The following is a 23,210-nucleotide window of genomic DNA, read 5'->3' on the forward strand; positions in this document are numbered from 1 at the left end:
CAGGCGTTGCGAACGGCACTTTTGAGACATCTAACGTCTCGAACGCCACGTTCAGGGCTTCTGGGGCTTGGGTGGGATGGCGTGCTAGCCGAACTCGCGGAGTTTCTTGCGCAGCGGCCAGACGAACGGCAGGTACACCAGCGCGCTCAGGCCGAGCCCGGCGACCAGCAGCACCCACGAGGGTTCGAGCAGGAAGCGCAGCACCACCAGCACCGCCGCGACGGCGAGCGCGCCGGACGCGGGACGTGCGATCGAGACCGCGAGTACCCGCACCGAGATCCCGGTGCGGGTGACCACCAGGGTGTAGACCGGCAGCACCAGCAGCAGGGCCACCCCGGCGTGCGCCAGCGCCACCCCTTGGATCCCGCCGAGCAGGGCACCCACCGGCAGGGCCGCGCCGAGGGCGAGCAGCCAACCACCCTGCAGCCACATGGTCGTGCGCGACTTGCCCAGCGCGACGAGGAAGTCGTAGTAGAGCTCGCCGAAAACCCTGACCGCGGCGAGGATCGCGAGGAACTGCAGGGCCGCGGCCGAACCCGCCCACGGCTGCCCGTACACGGTGGTCACCAGTGGTAAGGCGAGCAGCCCGAGCACCACGCAGGCGGGCAGGGTCGGCACGGCGAGCAACATCGCCATCCTGCCCAGGGTGGCCTGCCGCTGCGCGGGATCCTCCTGCACTCGCGCGAAGGCCGCAAGGGACACCCTGCGCACCACCAGGGAGAACACGTTGACCGGCCAGCTCGCCAGGTTGAAGGCCTGCAGGTACAGGCCGAGCGCCGCGGCCCCGAGTACCCGCCCGGTCACCACGTAGTCGATGTTCAGCATGCCGAACACCAGCAGGCTCGCCCCGGCCAGCGGCAGGCCGAAGCGCAGTAACTGGAGTGCGTAGCGGCGGTCGAAGCCGGGTCGTGGCCACACCCCGGCCAGGCGGAACAGCACCAGCGCGGAAAGGACGTTGCCGACAAGCTGGCCCCAGGCAAGGCTCCACGGACCGTGGCCGGCCGCCGCGAGGCCGACCGTGACCCCGGTGGTGATCACCAGGTTGGCGAGGTCGACCAGTAGCCGCACGCCCTGGCGGAATTGCCGGTTCACCAGTTGTTCCGGGGTCGCGGTGAGGCCGTCGATCAGCACCAGCACGCACAGCAGCCGGATCACCCCGGTGGCCTCCGGTGCCTCCAGCGCGCTGGCGAACAGCGGCGCACCGAAGAAGCAGGCGAGGTACATCAACCCGCTGGAGACCAGCGAGATCGTGGTGACCGTCGGTGCGATCCGCATCGGGTCCCCGGGCCAACGCACCAGCGCCAGGCTGACCCCGAGCTCGTTCAGCGCCAGCACCGCGGTCAGCGCCACCAGCGCGACCGCGTAGACGCCGAAATCCTCCGGGGTCAGCAGCCGGGCCAGTACGACCCCGGTGAGGAAGGTGCCGAGCTTGCCGATCACCGTGTTCAGCGCGCTCAGGCTCAGCGCCTTGCGGATCGGCGCCCGCCCGGACGGTGCCTGCTCGGCGGGGTCCGCTTCGGTCCCGGCGGTCACGACCTCGCCCTTCCACGCAGCAGACTGGTCACCGCGGAGGCGGCGAGCAGGATGGTCAACCCGTCCAGCGGAACCCGGAACCGTAGCCGGGTGAAGAACACCGCGAGCAGCAGCACGTTCAGCAGAATGAGCACCGCGGCCAGCTTCTCCCCCGCCGCCAGCGGGCGGCGGCGGGCATCGAGCACCCGCCACACCGCCAGCGCCAGCACCGGGTAGTAGGTGGCGGCCAGCACCAGGTCCGCCGCGCTCCCGCCCTGGCCCGAGGTGGCCACCTCACTGCTGAAGGCGAAGTTGTTCGCCACCTTTCCCAGGTACAGCACGGCCGCGTCCCCTGGATGCTCGGTGATCCAGTCGATCGCGCTGTCCTTGAAGTAGTCGTTGATGCCGACCTCGTCCAGCCCGAGTTCCTCGGCCCGCCTCGCGTGGTCGGAAATGTCCACATCGGTCCCGCTGCCCGGGGTCGCGTGCTCGCTGTTGCCCAGCAGCAGGTTGATCCCGTCGTTGGTGGAGACCGGGACGAAGGCGTTCAGCGCCAGCGCGTTGCGCACGCACCATGCCGCGGGCAGCACCGCGACCACCGCCAGCATGCCCGCTGCCACCCGCATCGCGGGGAACCGCAGCGCCGTCCGGCGATGCCGCAGGGCGAGCCAGCACACGATGATCAGTACCGAGGGGGCGAAGTTGGGCACGGTGATCGACAGCAGCCCGCCGGCGAACCCGGCGAGGAGCAGGTAGCAGATCCGGCAGGCGCCGGTCCTTTCCAGGGCACGCGGCCCGAACTCCAGCATCGCCAGCAGCAGCAGCAACGCGGGAACCTGCGGGTACAGCGTGGTCGCGGTGTAGACCAGCAGCGGGTAACCCGCGGTGCAGGCGGCGGCCAGCGCGCCGGTGGCCGGCCTGCTCACCCTGGTGCCCAACCGGTAGGCCAACCACACGCAGCCGGCCAACGCCAGCACCCCGACGAACCGCATGGCCAGCACGCTGCCGCCGGTGACCCAGTGCACCGGCACCAGCAGGAACGGGTAGCCCGGCGGGCGGTAGGCGGTGGGCTGTACCCCGTCCGCGCTGTACCCGAGCCCGGCCACGACGGACTCCGCGAGCCGGACGTACACCTCCTCGTCGAGGTAACGCAGCGCCTCGCCGAGGTGGACGGCATAGCCACCGGCCACCAGTAGGCTCACCAGTACGGCGGCCAGCGCGATCCGGTGCGCGTAGGCGTCCAGCAGGCGCAGCAGCCGGGCCGCCCTGCCCGGTGCCGGTAAGGTGATCTCGCCGCTCACTCCGGTCCGCCCCTTCCCGGCATCAGCCTGCTGAGCGCGACCCGGACCGTCGGCGGGTCGACGCCGGCGGCCACGTGTTCCTGCCGTACCGCCCGCAGCAACGCGCCCGCCGCGCCGCACAGCAGGAAGGCCAGCGTGGTGGCCATCGGGAAGGCGAGCAGGTCGAAGGTCGCCGCGCCCAGCGCGAGCACCGACAGCGAGGCGACCAGGGTCAGCGCCAGGTCGCGCACATGGGGGTTGCGGCTCGTCCCGCGGGCCCGCAACGCGGCGTAGGCACCGACCACGAAGACCCCCAGCAACGCGAACAACCCGACGAAGCCGTTCTGTACCAGTGTCCCGAGGTACTGGTTGTCCAGTGGCCCGTACTTGCTCGGCAGGTAGGTACCCAGGCCCCGGCCCAGCAGCGGATGTTCCGCGATCTGCACGGCCGCCACCGCGTAGTCGTCGGTGCGGGCGGTGATGCTGCTGTCGTTGCCGATCTCGGCGAACAGCCCGTACAGGGTGCCCATCAGCCCCGGCACCAGGAAGCGCATCAGCACGACGAAGGCGGTACCCACGACGAGCGCCTGAATCCGCCGCTTCCGCGGCCAGCCGATCAGCAACACGATCGCCGCGAGCGCAAGGCCGAGCATGGCCGAGCGGGACAGGGACATCATCGCGCCGCAGGAGGTGAGGGCGAGGCAGACCCACCAGCGCCACGCGGAGGTGTGCCGGGCCTGCGCGGTGAACGCGTAGTGCGCGGCCAGCGGCATCCCGACCGCGCACACCACCCCGAACTCGATCGGGTGACCGGTGGTGCCGGCGGGGCGGCGCAGGTCGGCGCGCTCGAGCACGAAGTCGTCCGGGGTCACCGCCTGCAACCCCGGCAGGTTCAGGTACTGGGTCAGGTCGATCCCGGCGAGGAACTGCAGGATCCCGATCGCCGCCACCACGGTGATCAACCCGAGGATCGCCTTCAGCACCAGTTCCAGCCGGGCCAGCCCGCGGATCCCGTCGCAGGCGGCCAAGCCGGCCATCGACGCGCCCATCATCAGCACGATCGTGCGGTCGGCGCTGTCCAGCTCGTCGGCCGGAAGGTAGTGCATGGTGGCGTAGCCGTAGGTGGCGAGCTGGCTCACGATGAACAGGAACAGCGCGGTACGGGCGGCGTTGCGCCCCTTCGCGGTGTTCAGCGTGGTGACCAGGTGGCCGCAGAACCACAACAACCCGAGGCCGAGCCCGCACACGGTGGCCGGCGTGATCGACATCGGGATGCCGGACAGGACGAGCCGGGCCGGGACCAGCAGGGCCACCGCGGCGTAGAGGCAGACCAGGGTGGCGCCGTCCGCGCGCTGTGCCGCGCTCCGGGGATCCCGGACAGCCATCGTGACCGCCCTACTGCGGGTTGCCGTCGCCGGGGGTGGGCCTGGAGGTCCCGGGCACCGACCGCATGGTCACCGTCGCCTCGCCGTTCCCCCGTTCGTCGCCGTCCGGAGCCTTCCCCGCCGCCGCCTTCGTGGAACGGTCCTTTGTGGTCGATGAGCCACGGCGGCGCCGGTGCTGTTGGTAACTCTCGTACCCGTAGGCCGCGGTCAGCCCCGCGATCAACCCGAGAAACAGGGCGACCGCGGCGAATCGGAACTTTCCGCCGACGAGCTCCTCCGCCGGGGTCGGACTGATCACCGGTTCGGAACGGATGTAGGTGGACTCCGGGGCTTCGAGGGTCTCCTGCCTGCTACGCAACTCCTCGCGTGCGCGGTCCAGCACCTCGGCCACCGTGCGGGTGGAACCCTCCGGTGTCCGGCTGGTGGCCACCACCACGATGAACGGCCCGGACAGCTGACCGTTACCGACCTCGTAGCTGAGCGCGTCCTCGCTGTCACCGGTGAACCGCTCGACGGTCGCCGGGTCACGCAGGGTCTCGATCAGGATCTGCGCGCTCGTGGTGAGGCTGGCATCGAAGGCGAGCAACGGGTTGATCCTCTCGGCGGGGGTGGGCTCGCCGACGGTGACCCTGGCGCCGGAAGAAGGCGCGGTGAGCACGATCGTACCGGTGGACTCGTACTGCGGGTCGACCGAGACATACGCCACGCCGGCGAGGCCGAGCGCCGCCGCGAAAACCGGAACCGCGACATACCACCGGCGCAACAGGACGCGCAGCGTGCTCCAGAAGTCCAACGACGCTACTCCGATCAGTGCAGGGGTCTCGGGCGGGCTGACGAGGTTCGCCCCTCGGCAGGGCAATCGGCGTCTCGACTGAATCGTTACGCCCTGTTGCCAAAACGAGGTAACACCAACAGCGGCACGGCGATACCGTCTCCACGGGCACGCCGCGGCCCGCCGAGCACGTGAAGGGGCCCGCCGAATGTACCTGACCCGGTCGAGGCCGGACACCGCCCAGCAGCACAGGGGCCGCGGAAAGCTGCCGGGCGCGGTGTTCGCGTTGGGCACGGTCAGCCTGCTCACCGACATCTCCGCCGAGATGATCACGGCGTTCATGCCGGTTTACCTGATCTACACCTTGCAGCTTTCCTATGTCCAATTCGGATTCCTGGACGGGTTGTACAACGGCGCGACCGCCATGCTGCGGCTGGTCGGTGGCTATGTCGCCGACCGGTGGCGCAGGCCCAAACTGGTGGCACTGACCGGTTACGGTACGTCAGCCGTGGCCAAGCTGGCGTTCCCGATGGTCGGTGCGTCCGGGTTCGGGATCGGCGCGGTACTCGCCACCGACCGCGCCGGCAAGGGGCTGCGGACCGCGCCGCGGGACGCGCTCATCTCCCTGGCCACCCCGCCGGACCGGCTCGGCAGGGCGTTCGGCGTGCACCGATCCATGGACACGGTGGGCGCACTGCTCGGCCCGTTGGTCACTTTCTGGATCCTGCACGAACTCGGCAGCCGCTCCTCGCCGGTGTTCGTGGTCAGCTTCTGCTTCGCCGCGCTGGGCCTGATCGTGCTGGCCGCGTTCGTCCGGGAACGTGCCCCGGAGCCACGACGTACCGAGGCACCGGTGTCGCCACGCGCCTGCTTGGCGTTGCTGGCGGACCGCAGGATCAGGCGGATCACCCTCGCCGCGGGCGCGCTGGGCCTGGTGACCGTGAGCGACGCCTTCGTCTACCTGGTGCTGCAACGCACCACCGGCGTGCCGTTCGAGGTGCTTCCGCTGCTGCCACTCGGCACGGCACTGGTGTTCCTGCTCGCGGCGACGCCACTGGGCCTGCTCTCCGATCGGATCGGCCGTTGGCCGGTGTTCTTCGCCGGGCACGTCGCGCTGCTCGGCGTCTACCTGATGCTGCTCCCGGACGGCGGGGGCTACCCGGTGCTGGTCGCCGCGCTGGTCCTGCACGGCTTGTTCTATGCCGCCACGGACGGTGTGCTGATGGCGTACGCGGGGCCGCTGGTGCCGCGGCGGTTGCGCGCGAGCGGGCTCGCCGTGGTGCAGACAGGGCAGGCACTGGCCCGGCTGCTGTCCTCGGTGCTCTTCGGCGTGCTGCTCGCCGCCGTCTCCGTGGGCTCGGCGGTGCTGGTCGTGCTCACCGCCTTCGTGCTCGCACTCACCGGCGCCGCGGTGCTGGTCGGGCGAAAGGGTGATTCGTGAGGAAATGGTTGCAGGCGCACCGGGTCGCGCTGGGCGTGGTGTCGATCGTGCTCGTGGTGCTGGCGGGCGGCGGTTACGTGGTCGGCACCGCGTTGGGCGGACCGGAGGAACCGGCTTCGGCCGGCCCGATCGCGCGCGGCGACCTGCTGTACGTCGACCTCGCCGGCGGCAGGGACCGGGTCCGCAAGACCCGGCTCGACCGGCCGGACGCGCCTTCGGCCGCCACCGAACTGCGCTGCCAGCGAGTGTACTCGGCGAGCGGGACGACGGTCTGCCTCCGGCTGGCCGGGCCGGGACCGAACTACGAGGCCGCGGTGCTCGACTCCGGTAACCAGGTGATCCGCACGATCGGCCTGCCGGGAGTTCCCAACCGCGCCCGCGTGTCGGAATCCGGCAACGTCGTTTCGTGGACGACATTCGTGACCGGCGACTCGTACCTGACCCCGGGCGGCTTCTCCACCCGGACCGGGATACTGGACCTGCGCACCGGTGCGCTGGTGGAGTCGCTGGAGGAGTTCACCACCACGGTGAACGGTGAACCAATGGTGGCCGTGGACCGAAATTTTTGGGGCGTCACGGTGGCCGCGGACGACCGAACGTTCTACGCGACGCTGGCTTCCCAAAATCGAACCTGGTTGGTAAAAGGCGATCTGACGGCCAGGACGATGCGGGGCGTGCGGCAAGGGGCCGAATGTCCCTCGCTTTCACCCGATGGCGGCAGAATTGCCTACAAGAAACGGACCGGCAGGCTCGGCCCCTGGGCACTCGCGGTCCTCGACCTGCGTACGCACGAGGAGCGGGTGCTGCGGGACACCGCGGGGATCGATGATCAGGCGGTGTGGCTGAACGCCGATAACCTGGCATACGGGGGAACACCCGATTCGGGTAAAAAATCGACGATATTCACCGTGCCCGCCGACGGATCGGCACCGCAGGCGGTATTGATCGAGGAAGCCGCCTCACCGGTTCCCCTCCGTTAAGGCAAAATCGCCCAACGCACGCACCGGGCCGCTGTAACGTTTCCGGACCCGGGACGACATTTTCAAAGGGTGGACGTCGCCGTCCCGGATCGCACAACGCTCTTTCGCGCAGGACTCGATACTCAACGAGACTGGTCACGTCGGACCGAGGGGACATGATGAGCGAGGACAGATCGGTGGTCACGGTGGTGCACGAGGCCCCGCCGCGCACCGTACGGGTTGGCCCGATCGACGTGGCGCCACTGCCCGAGGCGGCGGTCGTCCGGTTGGTCGAACGAGCCTGGTCTCGCCACACCGGTGGCTGGATCGCCACCGCGAACGTGGATATCGCGCGGGCCGCGGCCCGGGACGCCGAGGCGGCCGCCCTGCTCGCCGAGGCCGATCTGGTGGTCGCCGATGGCATGCCGATCGTGTGGGCTGCGCGGCTCGCGGGTCACCCGGTGCCGGAACGGGTCACCGGTTCCGCGCTGGTTTTCTCCCTCACCGAGGCGGCCGCCCGCGCGGGACGCTCGGTGTACCTGCTCGGCGGCGAGCCCGGGGTGCCGGAGGCCGCCGCCAGGGCGCTCGCCGACCGCTATCCGGGACTGCTGATCGCCGGCACCCACTCGCCCCCGCCGGGCTTCGACCGCACCGCGGACGGCATGGCCGACGTGGTGCACAAGGTCGTCCGGGCACAGCCGGACCTGGTGCTGGCCGGGCTCGGTTTCCCCAAGCAGGAACGCACCATCCGGCGGTTGCGGGCGACGTTGCCGGATGCCTGGTACCTGGGCTGCGGTGCCGGGATCCCGATGGCGGCGGGGCAGTTCCGGCGCGCACCCGAGCTGGCGCAGCGCATCGGGGCGGAATGGGTGCACCGGCTCGCGCTCGAGCCACGCCGGCTCGCCGGCCGCTACCTGCGCGACGACGCTCCGTTCGCCGCCAGGCTGCTCACCGGGGCGTTGCTGCGCCGGGCCGCGACGCGCGTCGATCCGCAACCGGCCCGCTTCCGTCGCCTGAAGTCCGTACCGTCCGTGCAGGAGTCGTGAACCACCCGATGTCGCAGACCACCGCCCGTCCGCTCGCCGTCGTGATCGTCACGCACAACAGCGCGGGGGTGATCGAGGGCTGCCTGCGCTCGGTGGTCATGGCGACCGGGCCGCACCTCGCGCGCCTGCTCGTGGTGGACAACGCCTCCGGTGACGACACCCTTGCCGTGGTGGCCAGGACCGACCCGGAGGCGATGGTGCTCTCCACGGGCGGCAACCACGGGTTCGCGGCGGGGGTGAACGCCGGGATCGAGGCCGCGCCGGGGTGCGACATACTGGTGCTGAACCCGGACATCCGGTTGCGGCCTGGCAGCGTCGACGCGCTGCGGTCGGCCCTGGTGCGGTCCGGCGCCGGAATCGCGGTGCCGCGACTACTGGACGCCGACGGCAACCGGCAGCCGTCCCTGCGCAGGCGCCCCACCACGATGCGCGCGCTCGGCGAGGCCGTGCTCGGCGGCCACCGAGCCGGTCGCGTCCCCGCGCTCGGCGAGTTGGTCGTCGACGACCGTACGTACACGCGGCCGGGCCCGGTCGACTGGGCGACCGGCGCGGCCTGGCTGGTCTCCCGGGACTGCATCGACACCGTCGGACGGTTGGACGAGCGCTACTTCCTGTACTCCGAGGAGACCGAGTACATGCTGCGCGCGGGCCGGGCCGGCTTCGAGGTCCGGTACGAGCCTGCCGCCACCGCCACGCACCTCGGCGGGGAGCAGGGCAGCTCCGCCCGGTTGTGGGCGCTGGCCGCGACCAACCGGGTACGGCTGCGCAGGGAGCGGGACGGCCGCCTCGCCGCGCTCACCATGTGGTTCGCCGTGCTGCTGAACGAGCTGCCGAGGGCGCTGCTGCGCCGCGGGCCGTCCGGGGCACGGCACCGGCACGCGTTGCGCGCGCTGCTGTTCCCGCGCCGCTGGCCCACCCCACCCGGTACCGAGCAGGGCTACCTGTGCTTCTCGGCGCAGGACTGGTGGTACCACAACCGGGCGCATTCGGACTTCCAGCTGATGCGCACGGTCGCGCGGCGACGCCCGGTGCTGGTGGTGAACAGCATCGGGATGCGGATGCCGGTACCCGGGCGCAGCACCCAGGTGCTCCGCCGCATCCTGCGCAAACTGCGCAGCGTGGCGATGCTGGTCCGCCGCCCGCTGCCGGACCTGCCGAACTTCCACGTGATGTCCCCGCTCCCGCTGCCGTTCTACGGCTCACCGTGGCTGCGCCGGGTGAACGCGGTGCTGATCAGGACGCAGGTGCGGGTGGTATGCGCCCTGCTCCGGCTCGGCAAACCGGTGATCATGGTGACCATTCCGACGGCCTGGGACGTGGTCCGACCGATGCCGCGCCGGTCGCTGGTGTTCAATCGCTCCGACCGGCACTCGGACTTCCCCGAGTCCGACCGTGCCACCATCGAGAACCTGGAACGTGACCTGCTTCGGCATGCCGACCGGGTGCTGTACGTCAGCCATGCCCTGCTGGACGAGGAACGCGAGCTGACCGGCGAGCGGGCGCATTTCCTCGACCACGGGGTGGACCTCGAGCACTTCAGGGCCGGTACCGAACCGCCGGCGGAGCTGCGGGGGATCCCGGGGCCACGGATCGGTTTCTTCGGCGCGCTCGACGACTACCTCGTCGACTTCGACCTGCTGGAGCGGATCGCGGCCGAGCTGCCGGAAGCGGCGCTGGTGCTGATCGGTGACTCCACGCATCCGATGGAACGGTTCGAGAAGTACCCGAACGTGCACTGGCTCGGGTTTCGCCCGTACGAGACGATTCCGGCATACGGCTCCGGATTCGACGTAGCGATCATGCCATGGCTGAACAATTCGTGGATACGGCATTCCAACCCGATCAAGCTCAAGGAGTACCTCGCGCTCGGGTTGCCGGTGGTGAGCACGGAGTTCGCCGAACTGTCCGGCTATCGCGACCGGGTCCGGTCGGCGACCGGTCACGCCGAGTTCGTCGAGGCCGTTCGGGACAGCCTGGCCACGGGCGGGCCGGCCACCCCCGAGCAGCTACGGACCTCGGTGCTGCCGTTCTCCTGGACCTCCCGGGCCGCCGAACTGACGACGCTGGCCGAGTCGCCGGAATGAACCGGCGCAGGCGGGCCCTCCTGCTCGGCGCCGCACTGGCCGTGCCGGTGCTGGTCGCCACGCTGGTGCTGGACCACGACACGGTGCCGGACCGGCCCGCGACGGCCACCCGGCCGGCGGTGGCGGAGCTGGACCGGGTCCCGTGGGAAGGCGGACCCGCCTACTACGAGGCCTTCCCGGCCGCGGCGGCCGCGGGGTGGACCGACCCCGGTTTCTTCCCGATCGGTGTCTGGTTCGAGGCGGTCACCTCCCAGCGGGACGTGGACCTGGACAGGGCCGCGGGCCTGAACACCTACTTCGAGCTGACCACCTCCAGCGATCCCGCGTTGATCAGGGAGAACGGCATGTTCGCGTTGCCGAGCGCGCAACTGCCTGGGTACGGCGAGGAAACCGTCGGTTGGGTGCTCACCGACGAGGTGGACCTGTGGGCACACGAGGGCGACGCCCCGTGGACGGGGAACTCGCCGGGACAGGGGCAGATCTGCGTTCCCGAGTCCGCGTTGTGCGGCTACACCGTGCTGGACACGCTGCGGAAGCGGCTCCCACCGGACGACGGGCGGCTCCGGTACGCCAACTTCGGTTTCGGGATGAGCTTCTTCATCGAGGACGACCTCGCGGCCCGTTTCCTCGACTACACCGACGCCTCCTCACTGGACGTCTACTGGTACACCGACGAGGGTATGTGCGGGTTGTCCAGCACCCCGGAGAATGTCTGCCGGTTCGCCGCGTCCTACGGGTCTACAATGGACCGGATCAGGAAGCTGGACGGGATGAACGGCGAGCGGCAGCCGATCTACGCCTTCGTCGAGGTCGGCCTCCCGTTCGAGAAGTTCGACACCCGCATCCAGCCGGCCGAGCTGGCCGGTGCGGTGATGAACTCGCTGATCCACGAGGCACGGGGCATCATCTACTTCAACCACAACTTCGGCGGGGACTGCATCAGCCAGCATGTGCTGCGCGGCCCGTGTGGCGCGGAGATCCGGCCCGCGGTGACCGAGGTGAACCGCCGGATCACCGAGCTGGCCCCGGTGCTCAACACCCGGTCCTTCCGGCACGAGTTCGCGCCGGGGATGGACACCATGTTGAAGCGGCACGACGGCTCTTACTACGTGTTCGCCATGGTGGGGCGGGGCACGCCCGCGGGAACGCACACGCTGCGCCTGCCCGCCGGCCTGGACGCGCGGCGGGCGGAGGTGCTCTTCGAGGACCGTGCGGTCGAGATTGTGGACGGTACGCTCACCGACGCCTTCGACGCCGAGCACACCTACCACATCTACCGCGTCGCTCCCGGCTGATCGCCCGCGGGAAACGCCGTACCGGCCCATCCGCGGAGTGCTGTTGCCAGTGCGGTCCGTGCCGGGCAGCATGGGGTGCGACGTCCACGGCGGGCCTCGCCGCGCTGGGAAAGCCCGAGTGCGGGGAGAGTTCGAGTGCGGGGAGAAGTCCGAGGTGACCGGTCAGATCGAACGCCGGGTGCTCGTCGTCGACGACGACGAGCGGGTCCGCACGGTCGTGATGTGGCGACTGGAGGCCGACGGGTTCATGGTGACCCAGGCCGGGAACGGCCGGGCCGCCGCCGACCAGATCGCCGCACAGCCACCCGATCTGGTCGTGCTCGACCTGTCCCTGCCCGAGTTGGACGGTCTGGACGTGCTGCGCCTGGTGCGGCGGGACGATCTGCTGCGGCAGGCCCGGTTGCCGGTGCTCGTGCTGAGTGGTCGCGACGGTGAGGAGGAACGGATCACCGGCCTCGAGCTCGGCGCGGACGACTACCTGGTGAAACCGTTCTCGCCCGAGGAACTCGCCGCGCGGGTACGGTCGGTGCTGCGTCGTAGCACCCCTGCCCCGGCGGCCCCGGGGCTGCGGCTGGATGCCATCCACCACCGGGTCACCGTGAACGGGGAGACGGTCGAGCTCACCGGCAAGGAGTTCGACCTGCTCGCCTTCCTGGCCCGGCATCCACGCCAGGTGTTCACCCGCGAACAGTTGTTGCGCGCGGTATGGCAGGCACCGCCGGGTATGCAGTCCGAGGCCACGGTCACCGAGCACATACATCGGCTACGGCACAAGGTACGGGTGGACCCCGCGCGCCCACACTGGTTACGCACGGTACGCGGTGTCGGTTACAGCTGGGAGCCCGCCGGATGAGCGAAACCGTGCCGATCGGCGAGGAGGAACTGGCGCTCGCGGACAACCGGGGGCTGCTCGAACGGCAGACCCGGGTACTGGACCTGCTCGCGTCCAGCGCCGGGCTCGAGGAGGTGCTGCGGGCCGTGACCGTGGCGCTGGACGAACTGCTGCCCGGGGCCCGCTGCTCGATCCTGTTGCTGGACCCGAAGCGGGGCACCCTCCACCATGGGGCCGCCGCGGGGCTGCCCGCCCGCTACCTGGACTCCATCGACAGCATCGCGATCGGACCCGATGCCGGATCCTGCGGCACCGCCGCCTACCTCGGCAGCCGGATCGTGGTGGCGGACATCGAGACCGACGCACTCTGGGAGGGCATCCGCGATATCGCCCTGCGGGACGGGCTGCGCTCGTGCTGGTCCCAACCGATCTTCGGCCGGGACGGTGCGGTGCTGGGCACCTTCGCCGTGTACCACGGCCGGCCGCACACCCCTCCGGAGCGGGAGACCCGGCTGGTCGACCGGTTCGCCCATCTCGCCTCGGTCGCGATCGAACACGCCAACCTGTACGGCGCACTGGCCGAGAGCGAGGCCCGCTTCCGGCGGGCCTTCGAGGACAACGCGGTCGGCATGGCACTCGCCGACCTCGACGGCAGGCTCACCAAGGTCAACCGGGCGTTGCGGCAGCTCCTCCGGCTGTCCGAAAAGGATCTTCTCGGGGCTTCGATCACCGGCCTGGTACGCGCGGACAAAGTGGACGACGCCGCCCGGGCCCTGCGCGCGCTGGTGCGGGGCGCCTGCGAGAACGTCCAGTTCGAGACCGTATGCACGGCGGGGGACGGCGCCGAACTCGTGGTTGCCGCGACCGCCTCGGTCGTGCACGAGGCCGGCGGCCAGCCGATGTACCTGAGCCTCAACCTGCTCGACCTCACCCAGCAGCGCGCGGCGGAGGCGGAACGAAGGGCGCGCAGGGAGGCCGAGGTCGCCCAGCACGCCGCCGAGGCTTCCAGCCGCGCGAAGTCGGAGTTCCTCTCCTCGCTCTCGCACGAGATCCGCACGCCGCTGCAGGCGATCACCGGCTTCGCCGAGCTGTTGCGACGGCTCGACCTGACCGCCGAGCGGCGCCAGGAGGCGCTGCGCCAGATCACCGAGGCCGGCGAGCATATTCTCGCGCTGGCCGACGACGTGCTGGATATCGCGAAGATGGAAGCGGGCGCGATCGAGGTGCGGTCGGAACAGGTTCGGCTGCGGCCGCTGGCCGAGGAGGTCGTCGCCCTGCTGGAGCCGCTGGCGAACCAGCAGATCGACCTGCGGCTGCGGGGACCGGACGTCGCTGTGCCCGCCGATCGGCGCAGGCTGCGCCAGGTGCTGATCAACCTGGTGACCAACGCGATCCGGCACAACGAGCGGGGCGGCCAGGTCCTGGTGCGCACGGTCCGCGGGGAGGGCAGAGCCCTCCTCCAGGTGATCGACAGCGGCCCCGGGATCGACCACGAGCTCCAGCAACGACTGTTCGTCCCGTTCCAGCGACTCGACGCCGACCGCCGTGGTGTCCCCGGTGCGGGTCTCGGCCTCCCGCTGGCCCGCGGACTCACCGAGGCGATGGGCGGGCGGTTACGCATCCGCAGCAGCGAGGGGGTGGGCACCACCGCGGAAGTCGAGCTCCCCATCTAGACAATCCGGCAGGATTGGTCTAGACAATACGGGAGAGTGCGGTGCCCCCCTGCCCACCGCCTCGGGAGGCCGTCATGTCCCACGTCCTCGCTCGCCGCCTCGTGGCCTGCGTGGCAGCCGCACTGCTCGGGTTCGCCTTCCTGACCCCCGCTGCCCCCGCTGCCCCCGCCGCCCACGCCGCCGGGGAGACCGCGACCTTCGCCAAGGTCTCCGAATGGGGCTCCAGCTGGGAAGGCAAGTACACGATCACCAACGGCGGCACGAGCCCGATCACCGGCTGGCGGGTCGAGTTCGACCTGCCGGCCAACACCAGCATCGGTAGCCACTGGGATTCCCTGCGCAGCAGCGAAGGCGACCACCACGTCTTCACCAACCGGGAGTACAACGGCACCGTCGCCCCCGGCGCCGCGGTGACGTTCGGGTTCCTCGGCACCGGACCGGGCGGCCCCACCGACTGCCTGCTCAACGGCGCGGACTGCGGCGGTGACGGCCCCGGTGAGCCCGGATCCCCGGACGCGCCCGGCGCGCCACGGGTCACCGGCACCACCTCCGGCAGCATCACCCTCGCCTGGGACTCCCCCGGCGGCACGGTCACCGGCTACCGGGTCTACCGGGAGAACTCGGTCGAGGCGAGGACGACCGGCACCTCGGTGACGATCGAAGGGCTGCCGTCCTGCACCACCCGGACCTTCACCGTGACCGCCCACAACGAGTCCGGCGAGTCCCCCCGGAGCGCACCGGTCACCGCGACCACCACGGGCTGCCCGGACACCGGGTTGCCGCGGCACGCACTCATCGGGTACCTGCACGCCAGCTTCGCCAACGGCTCCGGCTACCTGCGGATGGCCGACGTGCCGGACTCCTGGGACATCGTCAACCTGGCGTTCGGCGAACCGACCTCGGTGACCTCCGGTGACATCCGGTTCGACCGCTGCCCGGTCGCGGAGTGCCCGAACGTGGAGTCCGAGGCCGAGTTCATCTCGGCGATCCGAGCCAAGCAGGCACAGGGCAAGAAGGTGCTGCTGTCCATCGGCGGGCAGAACGGCCAGGTGCAGCTCACCACCGCGGCCGCGCGGGAGAAGTTCGTCAGCTCGGTGTCCGCGATCATCGACCGGTACGGGCTGGACGGGCTCGATGTGGACTTCGAGGGACACTCGCTCTACCTCGAGCGGGGCGACACGGACTTCCGCAACCCGACCACACCGGTGATCGTCAACCTGATCTCGGCCCTGCGCACCCTCACCGACCGCTACGGCCGGGACTTCGTGCTGACCATGGCGCCGGAAACCTTCTTCGTGCAGGTCGGCTACCAGTTCTACGGTGGCACCGGTGCCGGGGACAACCGCACCGGATCGTACCTGCCGGTGATCCACGCGCTCCGGGACGAGCTCACCGTGCTGCACGTCCAGGACTACAACTCCGGGCCGGTGATGGGCCTGGACAACCAGTACCACAACATGGGCGACGCGCGGTTCCACATCGCGATGACCGATATGGTCAAGGCGGGCTTCCCGGTGGCGAACACCGGGCACACCTTCCCCGGGCTGCGAGCGGACCAGATCGGGTTCGGCCTGCCGGCCGCGGTCAGCGCGGGGAACGGCTACACCCCTCCGGCGCAGGTGCACCAGGCACTGGACTGCCTCACCCGCGGGCAGAGCTGCGGCGGCTACACCCTGCGCGGCGGTACCTCCCCGGCTCTGCGCGGCCTGATGACCTGGTCGATCAACTGGGACCGCTACTACGACTGGGAGTTCCAGCGCAGCCACCGCCCCTTCCTCGACGGCCTGCCGTAGGAGAGGGTGCTTCCCATGAGGTTCACCGCAAGCGGAGCTGGCATGCCCTCCGGGTGGAGGGCGCCAGAACGGACGCCACCCGGCAGCGACGAATCGGCAAGTCCCTCGGCACTCCTCGGCGAAGGACGCGCCCGCTGAGCGCGTTACAGCAGTGTGCTCCAGTAGTTCCAGAACCGGATCAGGATCAGCACCACGATCACCAGGAACCACAGCACCAGCAGCAGGCTGTGGAACCGGGCCAGCCCGGTCGCGATCGGCCTGCCCGCCGAGAGGTGGCCATGGGTGAGGTTGTGCAAGGTGGTGTACCAGAAGATCGGGATGGTCACCGCCCACACCACCATGCAGTACGGGCACAGCGCTCCGATGTCGTACAGGCTCGCGTAGACCAGCCAGTGCACGAACACCACACCGAAGGTGCTGCCCACGAGCATGCCGATCCGGAACCACCGCGGCGGCTGGAAACCGGACAGCGACGCCACGCCGACCGTGACCACCACCGCGAAGGCGGCGATCCCGATCAGCGGGTTGGGGAAGCCGAAAGCGGCGGCCTGCCGGCTGTCCATCACCGAGCCGCAGGAGAGCACCGGGTTGAACGAGCAACTCGGAATGTAGTCCGGGTTACCGAGTTTGGCGATCTTCTCGATCGTCAACGCGGCGGAGGCGACGAGGCCGATCGCGCCACCGATCAGGTAGAGCCAGCTCAGACCTCGGGTGCTCGGTGCGGGTTCGGCGCCGGTCATGAGTCGAGCGCTTCGTCCAGTTCGCTACGGAGCTGCTTGTCGACCTCCTGATAGGACTGGGCGCTCGGCTCGAATTTCGAGCCGTTGACGAACAGCGTGGGGGTCGAGTCCACCCCGGCCTCGCCGCCGTCCGCCTGGTCCTTCTCGATGCGCTGCCGCACCGCCTGCGAGTCCATGTCGTTGTGGAACTGGTCCAGGTCGAGGCCGATCTGCTCGGCGAACGCGTCGAACTGGCTCTGCGCGCGCTGCAGGTCCGAACTCGTCTGGCCGCTCTCGTCCACCGCCCAGGACTGGTAGTTGTCGAACAGGGCGTGATACATCTCGTTGAACTTGCCCTGCATGCCCGCGGCCTCGGCCGCCCGCGCCGCCGGCTTGGCGAGCGGGTGCATGTCCAGCGGGAAGTTGCGGACCACGAAGGTGATGCGGTCGGCGTAGTCCTGCTCGATCTGCTTGGTGATGTTCCGGTAGTACTGCGCGCAGGCAGGGCACTGGTAGTCCAGGAACTCCACCACCGTGACCTTGCTGTCCTGCACCTCGGTCAGCGTGTGGCTCTCCGGGGGACGCAACACCTCCGGCGGGACATCGCCCTTGGCCGCACCCGAGTCGCCGTCCTTGAACAGCAGCACCCCACCGATCACGACCACGGCCACGACCAGCACGAGGGCGGTCAACACGGTGTTGCTCGACAACCCGCGCTTGGCCAGCGGGTTCTGGTTCGCTTTCGGCATCGGCCAGAGCTTACTACCCGACCTCGTAGGATCACGGTTAGCGGTGGCGCGCGGCCGGTGGCAACTCGTGCTCCCCGGCGACCGGCCAGGACTCCGGGTCCGAACCCAGCCGGTCCAGCTCCTCGACCTGCCACCGGCACCATGGCGAGACCTCGGCCTGCCCACTCAGCACATCGGCGGCGAAGGTGTCCCATACCGCCCACCGGGTGTCCGCCACCTCGGCCGGATCGGGCTCGCCGGCCCCACCCGCCGTGGTGGCACGGAAGACCGGGCACAGCTCGTTCTCCACCACACCGTTGTCCATCACGGCCCGGTAACGAAAGTCGGGCAGGACCAGGTCGAGCCGGTCCACGGTGAGACCGAGCTCCTCGGACAGCCGCCTGCGCACGGCCTCGGGTAGTTCCTCGGCGGGACCAGGGTGCCCGCAGCAGCTGTTGGTCCACACCCCGGGCCAGGTGCGCTTGCCGTGCGCCCGCTGCGTCACCAGCAACCGGCCCGCCGGGTCGAAGACATAGCAGGAGAAGGCGAGATGCAGCGGGGTGTCCGCGGTGTGCACGGCCGCCTTGGCCGCGGTGCCCGCGTACCGGCCCCCCTCGTCCACCAGTACCACTCGTTCCTCGTTCACCGGCGAACCTCCGTATTCGACTAGCTCGTTCCGGTCGGTGATGACATCGGCCGACCTCAGCAGAGGGGATTCTGGTCGCCCTCCACCGCCTGCCGGATGTCCTCCGTCCCGGTTTCATGCAGTTGGACCAGCCCGCGACGCCGCATCCGGCGCGCCGCCAGTGCGGATCCGGTCAGTGCGGTCAGCCCACCGAGGGACCACGCCAGCGCGGGGCCGACCAGGATGGCAAGCACCACCACGGTGCCCAGCACCAGCAGGAACAGCGGGTAGACGATGGCCATCAACCGCAAGGTGGTGGACCACGCGCCCAACACGTTCCAAGCCAGCTGCAGTGCATTGTCCGGCGGCGGGCCGGGGTCCTGTCCGCCGTATGCGGACATTCGATTCTCGGATGCTCCGGTCACGGTGCCGTTCCTCCCCCGAGCAGCGGCATGTTGATACCTGCACAACGCCCAAGCGTCGATTCACTGTGACGTGCCGTTCGTAGAAACCACTAGGGAGCACGCACCGAACTACGCTCAGTGGCTCCGCCCGTGCGCTGAGCGGACGTCGAACGTTCGGTCAACCTAACCTCGATGGCGGATCCTCTACACACAGTCTCAGCACCTGCCCAGTACTTGATTCACGTGCTAGTGCACGTGCATATGATCGTTGCACATCGACTCGGTCGGGTCATCTTGATCACCGCCCGTCGCATCGCGACCGCCTTTCGCCGACACGCCGGAACCGGGGGTGCCCTTTACCGGCAAGTAGGCGCCAGTAAGCTGGAGTCACGTTGACCTCAACCATGGTTTAGGTGAACTGCGAAGGATCGGAGCACGGGGGTTATGGAAACGCCGAAGTGGAACCAGGCCGAGCTCACCGTGGGGCAACTCGCTACGCGCAGTGGCGTCGCGGTGTCAGCCTTGCACTTCTACGAACGGCAGGGCCTGATCAGCAGTAGGCGTACGGCCGGGAATCAGCGACGCTACCGGCGGGACATGCTGCGCAGGGTGGCGTTGATCCGGATCGCGCAGCGGGTGGGCATCCCGCTCGCCGACATCCGGGACGCGCTGGACGAGTTGCCGGACGGCCGGACGCCGGGCAGGCGGGACTGGGAGCAGCTCTCCCAGCGCTGGCGGGCCGAGCTCGACCAGCGGATTCACCGGCTCCAGCAGCTACGGGACGAGTTCAGCGACTGCATCGGCTGCGGCTGCCTCTCGATCGACCGCTGCCGGCTGGCCAACCCGCACGACGCACTCGGCGACCGCGGCGCGGGGCCGCGGCGGCTGATCGAGTCCTGAGCCCGCGGGATTGAAACGCTCGCGGGGCGGGCGCACGATTGTCGCGTGCCAACCAAACGCAGGCGGCCGGTGCTGGACGAACTGGACGGGCTACTGCTCGCCGAGCTGCAGCGGGACTCGTCCAGGACCTTGCGCGAGCTCGGCGAGGTCGTCGGCCTCTCCCCCAGCGCCGTACAGCGGCGGATCGACCGCTACCGCACCAGCGGCCTGATCACGCGTGAGGTAGCCGTGCTGGACGCCGGCCTGAGCGCCACGGCGGTACTGACGATCTGCCTGGTCACCCTCCGGTACGAGTCCGACCAGCACCATGCCGAGGTGCGCGGCCGGCTGCTCGCCGCCCCCGAGGTGCAGCAGGTGTACGCGGTGTCCGGTGACTACGACTACGTGGTGGTGCTGGCGACGGCCGGGATGGCCGAGTACCGGGACGCGGGCAGGCGGCTGTTCCAGAACGCGCCGAACATCCAGCGGTACACCACCCTGGTCGTGTTCGACCCGATCAAGACCTCAACCGCGCTCCCGGTCACCATCGGGTGAGGTCACCGCGTACAGCTTCACGTGGTCCGGGACCCCCTTGGCCCGGAACCACAACCGCCGGCGCAGCCGGAATCGCGGATCGTTCAGCCGCCGCACCGCCGAGGTGGAAACCAGCACCTCGCCGGGCCCCGCGGCCGCGGTGACCCGCGCGGCGATGTTCACGTCCTGGCCGAAGTAGTCCGGGCCGAGCCGGCGCGGGACACCGACGTGCACCCCGGCCCGCAGGCGCAGGCGGTGGCCGTCCACCACCACGGCGTCCACCGCGTCCCGCGCCGCCAGCGCCGCGGCCACGGCGGCCTCCGGGTCGTGGAACACGGCCATCAGCCCGTCGCCGAGCCGCTTGACGATCCGCCCCCGCGCGGTGATCAGCGGCTCGGCCACGGCGCCGACCCTGCGCAGCAACTCCACGGCCGTGTCGTCGCCCGCGCGCAGCGTCCAGTCGGAGAAACCCGCCAGGTCGGTGAACACCACCGCGACCTCGGCCGGGGGCAGCTCCCGCGGGTACCCACCGGCCTGCCACACCTGCAGCGCGGTCAGGCCGAGCTCGCGCAGCGCGCTCGGCTGCTCGGCCGCCACCGAGGCCAGCCGTGCGCCGATCCGGTCGACCGGATCGGGGCCGGCGACCGACAGCGGGTCGCCGTACCGGGCGTCCCCCGGCAGCCTGCGGCGCAGCCGTCGCAGCAGGGCGAGCAGCGGCGGGCTGGCGTCCACCCGCCCGACCAGCGAGCGCGCGCCGCCGCCGGTGCGTCGCAGCCGGTCACGCCAGGCACCACGGCCCCGGTCCACCGCGATCATCGCTCCACCCACCTCGGCTATCTGTTACTCGAAGTAACAGTACCGCACGCGCCCACCGGGGCACGCCCTGAACGTGGCGTTCGAGGCGTCAGATGTCCCAATAGTGCCGTTCGCGACGCCTAACGTCCGGAAAGCCACGTTCAGGGCACTTCAGGATGCGGGGTGGATGGTGCCGGTGACCTCGCCGAAGGAGATGGTGCAGCCGTCGCCGGGCGCGGTCGCACGGATGGTGACGGTGTCCCCGTCCGCGAGGAAGGAACGGTGGTCGCCGCCGTCCAGCTCGACCGGTTCGGCACCGTTCCAGGACAGCTCGATCAGCGAGCCGCGCTGCTCGCGCTCCGGGCCGGACACCGTGCCGGAGGCATACAGATCCCCGGAGCGCAGGCTCGCGCCGTTGACCGTCAGGTGGGCCAGCATCTGCGCGGGCGACCAGTACATCGAGGAGAACGGCGGGTGCGCGATCGGCCTGCCGTTCAGTTCGACGGTCATGCTGAGGTCCAGCCCCCACGGGTCGGTCTCGCGCAGGTAGGGCAGCGGCTCCGGGTCCTGGACGGGCGTGGGCACCCTGGCCGCGTCCAGCGCGTCGAGCGGGACGACCCACGGGGACACCGAGGTCGCGAACGACTTGCCGAGGAAGGGCCCGAGCGGGACGTACTCCCACGCCTGGATGTCCCTGGCGGACCAGTCGTTGACCAGGCATACGCCGAAGACGTGCCGGGCGAAGTCGGTCGGCGGCACCGACGTCCCGAGCGGGCTCGGGGTGCCGACGACGAAGCCGACCTCGGCCTCGATGTCCAGCCGGCGGGAGGGGCCGAAACTCGGGGTGTCCTCGGCGGGCGGCTTGCGCTGACCGTTCGGGCGGACGATCGGGGTGCCGGAGACCACGACGGTGCCGGCCCGGCCGTGGTAGCCGACCGGGAGGTGCTTCCAGTTGGGCAGCAGCGGCGCCGCGTCCGGGCGGAACATGCGCCCGATGTTGCTCGCGTGGTGCTCGCTGGCGTAGAAGTCCACGTAGTCGGCGACGGCGTAGGGCAGGTGCAGCTCCACCTCGTCGAGCGGGTACAGCGCCGGTTCCACCGTGCCCCGGTGCGCCTCGTCGGTGAGCAACTCGGTGACCTCGGCACGCACCCGCCGCCAGCAGGCCTGGCCGGTGGCCATGAACTCGTTCAGGTTGGGCCGGGCGAACACCGGGTCGCCCAGCGCCGCGGCGAGGTCGAGCACGTGGTCGCCGATGCGCACGCCCACCCTGGGCGAGGATTCCGGTGGCGAGAACACACCGTAGGGCAGGTTCCGCACCCCGAACCCGGACTCGGCCGGGATGCTCAACCAGGTTTCGCTCACGAAGAAGGTCCCTTCTCGTTCGGTTCCAGGTGTCTTAGTCAAATATCGGGTTAGTCAGGTCCGTAGCGTGCGTCACCACTGCCGTGAACTGCAACGACCTCCCGCCCGTCGCCCACCACCACCCACCCGGTGGCGCCGCGCGCCGCGGTGACCATGGGCCTGACGGCCCGCGGTCGCCGGGTCGTTCTGAACAGGCCCTCCAGGGCGCTAGCTCGCGGTGTGCCACAGGCCGAGCGCGCCCGCTTCCTCGACCGGGACCCGGGTGCTGCACGAGCCGTAGCTGGTGAGCACCCGCCGGGTGGCCGCGACGGTGGCCGCGTCCAGCCCGGCGGCCCGGCTTGCCAGACCCACCGAGTCGGTGGTCCGCAGCGTCGCGGCCACCGTATCCGGGCCGGCACCGACGACCGCGTCGGCGACCGCGACGAGCAGGTTCAGGTACCCGTGGTGGGTGAACCCGGTTCCGCGGTCGATGTAGCGCACCGCGTGGTGCAGCCCGGCGGTCGCCTTCATCGGCAGCCCGGCGGCCACCGCCGTCAGCACGAACCGGGCCAACGCCTCGACACTGGGGAACAGCTCCGCGCGGACCCCGCCGCAGCGGGCCTTCAGCCCGACCGTGCGGGACACCTCCCGCCCGGTCAGCGCCGCGCAGGTCGCGCCCGCGTCGCCGAAGGTCGCCGGCTCGAGGAACAGCGGCACCGCGCCGGGCACCTCGACGGTGGCGCGCAGCACGGCGGCCACCGCGCCCTCCGGCTTCGGCTCGTCGGTCCCGGACAGCGGGAACTCCAGCCCGGCCAGCCGCAGTCGCGGGTCCTCGTCGAGCTCGCGCAGGGCGCCCGGTAGCCCCTGCGTTCCGGTGTCGGCGATCAGGCCGATGGCCATCCGGTCGGGCTCGGTGAGCTCGCCGCGCAGCTCACCGAGCCGGGACGCCGGGCACAGGAACCGGTGCGTCAGCACGCCGTGCCCGGCCGCGAGGTCGGCTCGGTGCCTGGCCACGGCATCCGGCATGGCCAGCGCGGTGGGTGGGAACAGGCCCGCGTCGTCCACGAGCCCGGCGAGCAGGCGGTTGCCCGCGTGGGGGTCATTCGGCATGGT

General features: G+C 70.4%; 21 protein-coding genes. 10 read left to right on the forward strand and 11 right to left on the reverse strand.

What is annotated here, in order from left to right; genetic code table 11:
• Nucleotides 1-84 precede the first annotated feature (84 nt).
• From FB471_RS07725 to FB471_RS07740, 4 genes are read right to left on the reverse strand one after another with little or no spacing between them, the layout of a single operon-like run.
• Nucleotides 85-1,533 (reverse strand): lipopolysaccharide biosynthesis protein, encoded by a 1,449-nt coding sequence (locus FB471_RS07725; protein ID WP_170220745.1) that lies wholly within the window; start codon nt 1,531-1,533, stop codon nt 85-87.
• Nucleotides 1,530-2,813: an ArnT family glycosyltransferase gene (locus FB471_RS07730; RefSeq protein WP_170220746.1), complete on the reverse strand. Its 1,284-nt coding sequence runs from the start codon at nt 2,811-2,813 to the stop codon at nt 1,530-1,532. Before FB471_RS07730 ends, FB471_RS07725 begins: the two co-directional genes overlap by 4 nt.
• On the reverse strand, nt 2,810-4,177 hold the full coding sequence (locus FB471_RS07735) for an O-antigen ligase family protein (protein WP_141996646.1): 1,368 nt from the start codon (nt 4,175-4,177) through the stop codon (nt 2,810-2,812). Before FB471_RS07735 ends, FB471_RS07730 begins: the two co-directional genes overlap by 4 nt.
• Nucleotides 4,178-4,187: 10 nt before the next feature.
• Nucleotides 4,188-4,970: a YveK family protein gene (locus FB471_RS07740; RefSeq protein ID WP_141996647.1), complete on the reverse strand. Its 783-nt coding sequence runs from the start codon at nt 4,968-4,970 to the stop codon at nt 4,188-4,190.
• A 187-nt stretch (nt 4,971-5,157) separates the two neighbouring features.
• Here FB471_RS07740 and FB471_RS07745 point away from each other — a divergent pair, with 187 nt between their 5' ends.
• The 8 genes from FB471_RS07745 to FB471_RS07780 all read left to right on the forward strand — a co-directional run bounded on the left by FB471_RS07745 (nt 5,158) and on the right by FB471_RS07780 (nt 16,072).
• Nucleotides 5,158-6,390, forward strand: coding sequence for an MFS transporter (locus tag FB471_RS07745; protein ID WP_141996648.1), 1,233 nt, complete (start codon nt 5,158-5,160; stop codon nt 6,388-6,390).
• Nucleotides 6,387-7,370 carry a TolB-like translocation protein gene (locus FB471_RS07750; protein ID WP_141996649.1) on the forward strand — a complete coding sequence of 328 codons (984 nt, stop codon included), beginning with the start codon at nt 6,387-6,389 and terminating at the stop codon, nt 7,368-7,370. The genes FB471_RS07745 and FB471_RS07750 overlap by 4 nt, the downstream gene beginning before the upstream one ends.
• 158 nt (nt 7,371-7,528) lie before the next feature.
• Entirely contained in the window at nt 7,529-8,395 is an 867-nt protein-coding gene (locus FB471_RS07755) for a WecB/TagA/CpsF family glycosyltransferase (protein WP_141996650.1), read from the forward strand.
• Between the two features lie 8 nt (nt 8,396-8,403).
• A complete protein-coding gene (locus FB471_RS07760; protein ID WP_141996651.1) occupies nt 8,404-10,479 on the forward strand; it encodes a glycosyltransferase in 2,076 nt (691 codons plus the stop codon).
• Nucleotides 10,476-11,774, forward strand: a complete 1,299-nt coding sequence (locus FB471_RS07765) for a hypothetical protein (RefSeq protein ID WP_141996652.1) — start codon at nt 10,476-10,478, stop codon at nt 11,772-11,774. The genes FB471_RS07760 and FB471_RS07765 overlap by 4 nt, the downstream gene beginning before the upstream one ends.
• Nucleotides 11,775-11,892: 118 nt before the next feature.
• Nucleotides 11,893-12,627 (forward strand): response regulator transcription factor, encoded by a 735-nt coding sequence (locus FB471_RS07770; protein ID WP_246076290.1) that lies wholly within the window; start codon nt 11,893-11,895, stop codon nt 12,625-12,627.
• Complete coding sequence (locus FB471_RS07775; protein WP_141996653.1) at nt 12,624-14,279, forward strand: GAF domain-containing sensor histidine kinase; 1,656 nt, start codon at nt 12,624-12,626, stop codon at nt 14,277-14,279. Before FB471_RS07770 ends, FB471_RS07775 begins: the two co-directional genes overlap by 4 nt.
• A 74-nt stretch (nt 14,280-14,353) precedes the next feature.
• A complete protein-coding gene (locus tag FB471_RS07780) occupies nt 14,354-16,072 on the forward strand; it encodes a chitinase (RefSeq protein WP_141996654.1) in 1,719 nt (572 codons plus the stop codon).
• A gap of 143 nt (nt 16,073-16,215) precedes the next feature.
• Here FB471_RS07780 and FB471_RS07785 read toward each other — a convergent pair whose 3' ends face one another.
• The 4 genes from FB471_RS07785 to FB471_RS07800 are packed head-to-tail and all read right to left on the reverse strand — an operon-like array spanning nt 16,216 to nt 18,569.
• Entirely contained in the window at nt 16,216-16,812 is a 597-nt protein-coding gene (locus FB471_RS07785; RefSeq protein ID WP_141996655.1) for a vitamin K epoxide reductase family protein, read from the reverse strand.
• The gene (locus FB471_RS07790; protein ID WP_141996656.1) at nt 16,809-17,540 is read right to left on the reverse strand and encodes a DsbA family protein; all 732 of its coding nucleotides are present in this window, start codon (nt 17,538-17,540) and stop codon (nt 16,809-16,811) included. Before FB471_RS07790 ends, FB471_RS07785 begins: the two co-directional genes overlap by 4 nt.
• Before the next feature lie 37 nt (nt 17,541-17,577).
• Nucleotides 17,578-18,165 carry an isopentenyl-diphosphate Delta-isomerase gene (idi, locus tag FB471_RS07795; protein ID WP_141996657.1) on the reverse strand — a complete coding sequence of 196 codons (588 nt, stop codon included), beginning with the start codon at nt 18,163-18,165 and terminating at the stop codon, nt 17,578-17,580.
• Between the two features lie 56 nt (nt 18,166-18,221).
• A complete protein-coding gene (locus FB471_RS07800) occupies nt 18,222-18,569 on the reverse strand; it encodes a hypothetical protein (protein WP_141996658.1) in 348 nt (115 codons plus the stop codon).
• 423 nt (nt 18,570-18,992) lie between these two features.
• Here FB471_RS07800 and soxR point away from each other — a divergent pair, with 423 nt between their 5' ends.
• Nucleotides 18,993-19,448, forward strand: a complete 456-nt coding sequence (gene soxR / locus FB471_RS07805; RefSeq protein ID WP_141996659.1) for a redox-sensitive transcriptional activator SoxR — start codon at nt 18,993-18,995, stop codon at nt 19,446-19,448.
• A gap of 45 nt (nt 19,449-19,493) precedes the next feature.
• Entirely contained in the window at nt 19,494-19,982 is a 489-nt protein-coding gene (locus tag FB471_RS07810; RefSeq protein WP_141996660.1) for an Lrp/AsnC family transcriptional regulator, read from the forward strand.
• Here FB471_RS07810 and FB471_RS07815 read toward each other — a convergent pair.
• The 3 genes from FB471_RS07815 to FB471_RS07825 all read right to left on the reverse strand — a co-directional run bounded on the left by FB471_RS07815 (nt 19,953) and on the right by FB471_RS07825 (nt 23,207).
• Nucleotides 19,953-20,777, reverse strand: coding sequence for an adenylate/guanylate cyclase domain-containing protein (locus FB471_RS07815; protein WP_246076291.1), 825 nt, complete (start codon nt 20,775-20,777; stop codon nt 19,953-19,955). The two genes, FB471_RS07810 and FB471_RS07815, sit on opposite strands and share 30 nt — an antisense overlap.
• Before the next feature lie 150 nt (nt 20,778-20,927).
• Entirely contained in the window at nt 20,928-22,118 is a 1,191-nt protein-coding gene (gene fahA, locus FB471_RS07820; protein WP_246076292.1) for a fumarylacetoacetase, read from the reverse strand.
• 207 nt (nt 22,119-22,325) lie between these two features.
• Nucleotides 22,326-23,207 carry a hypothetical protein gene (locus FB471_RS07825; RefSeq protein ID WP_141996661.1) on the reverse strand — a complete coding sequence of 294 codons (882 nt, stop codon included), beginning with the start codon at nt 23,205-23,207 and terminating at the stop codon, nt 22,326-22,328.
• Nucleotides 23,208-23,210 lie beyond the last annotated feature (3 nt).

The sequence above is a fragment of the Amycolatopsis cihanbeyliensis genome (assembly GCF_006715045.1).
Classification (GTDB): Bacteria; Actinomycetota; Actinomycetes; order Mycobacteriales; family Pseudonocardiaceae; genus Amycolatopsis; species Amycolatopsis cihanbeyliensis.

Excerpts from the sequence above, each read along its gene's own strand:
- FB471_RS07735 (WP_141996646.1), bottom strand. The coding sequence starts at position 4,177 with ATGGCTGTCCGGGATCCCCGGAGCGCGGCACAGCGCGCGGACGGCGCC.
- FB471_RS07745 (WP_141996648.1), top strand. The coding sequence starts at position 5,158 with ATGTACCTGACCCGGTCGAGGCCGGACACCGCCCAGCAGCACAGGGGC.
- FB471_RS07755 (WP_141996650.1), top strand. The coding sequence starts at position 7,529 with ATGAGCGAGGACAGATCGGTGGTCACGGTGGTGCACGAGGCCCCGCCG.
- FB471_RS07760 (WP_141996651.1), top strand. The coding sequence starts at position 8,404 with ATGTCGCAGACCACCGCCCGTCCGCTCGCCGTCGTGATCGTCACGCAC.
- FB471_RS07765 (WP_141996652.1), top strand. The coding sequence starts at position 10,476 with ATGAACCGGCGCAGGCGGGCCCTCCTGCTCGGCGCCGCACTGGCCGTG.
- FB471_RS07775 (WP_141996653.1), top strand. The coding sequence starts at position 12,624 with ATGAGCGAAACCGTGCCGATCGGCGAGGAGGAACTGGCGCTCGCGGAC.
- FB471_RS07780 (WP_141996654.1), top strand. The coding sequence starts at position 14,354 with ATGTCCCACGTCCTCGCTCGCCGCCTCGTGGCCTGCGTGGCAGCCGCA.
- FB471_RS07785 (WP_141996655.1), bottom strand. The coding sequence starts at position 16,812 with ATGACCGGCGCCGAACCCGCACCGAGCACCCGAGGTCTGAGCTGGCTC.
- FB471_RS07790 (WP_141996656.1), bottom strand. The coding sequence starts at position 17,540 with ATGCCGAAAGCGAACCAGAACCCGCTGGCCAAGCGCGGGTTGTCGAGC.
- soxR (WP_141996659.1), top strand. The coding sequence starts at position 18,993 with ATGGAAACGCCGAAGTGGAACCAGGCCGAGCTCACCGTGGGGCAACTC.
- FB471_RS07815 (WP_246076291.1), bottom strand. The coding sequence starts at position 20,777 with ATGATCGCGGTGGACCGGGGCCGTGGTGCCTGGCGTGACCGGCTGCGA.
- FB471_RS07825 (WP_141996661.1), bottom strand. The coding sequence starts at position 23,207 with ATGCCGAATGACCCCCACGCGGGCAACCGCCTGCTCGCCGGGCTCGTG.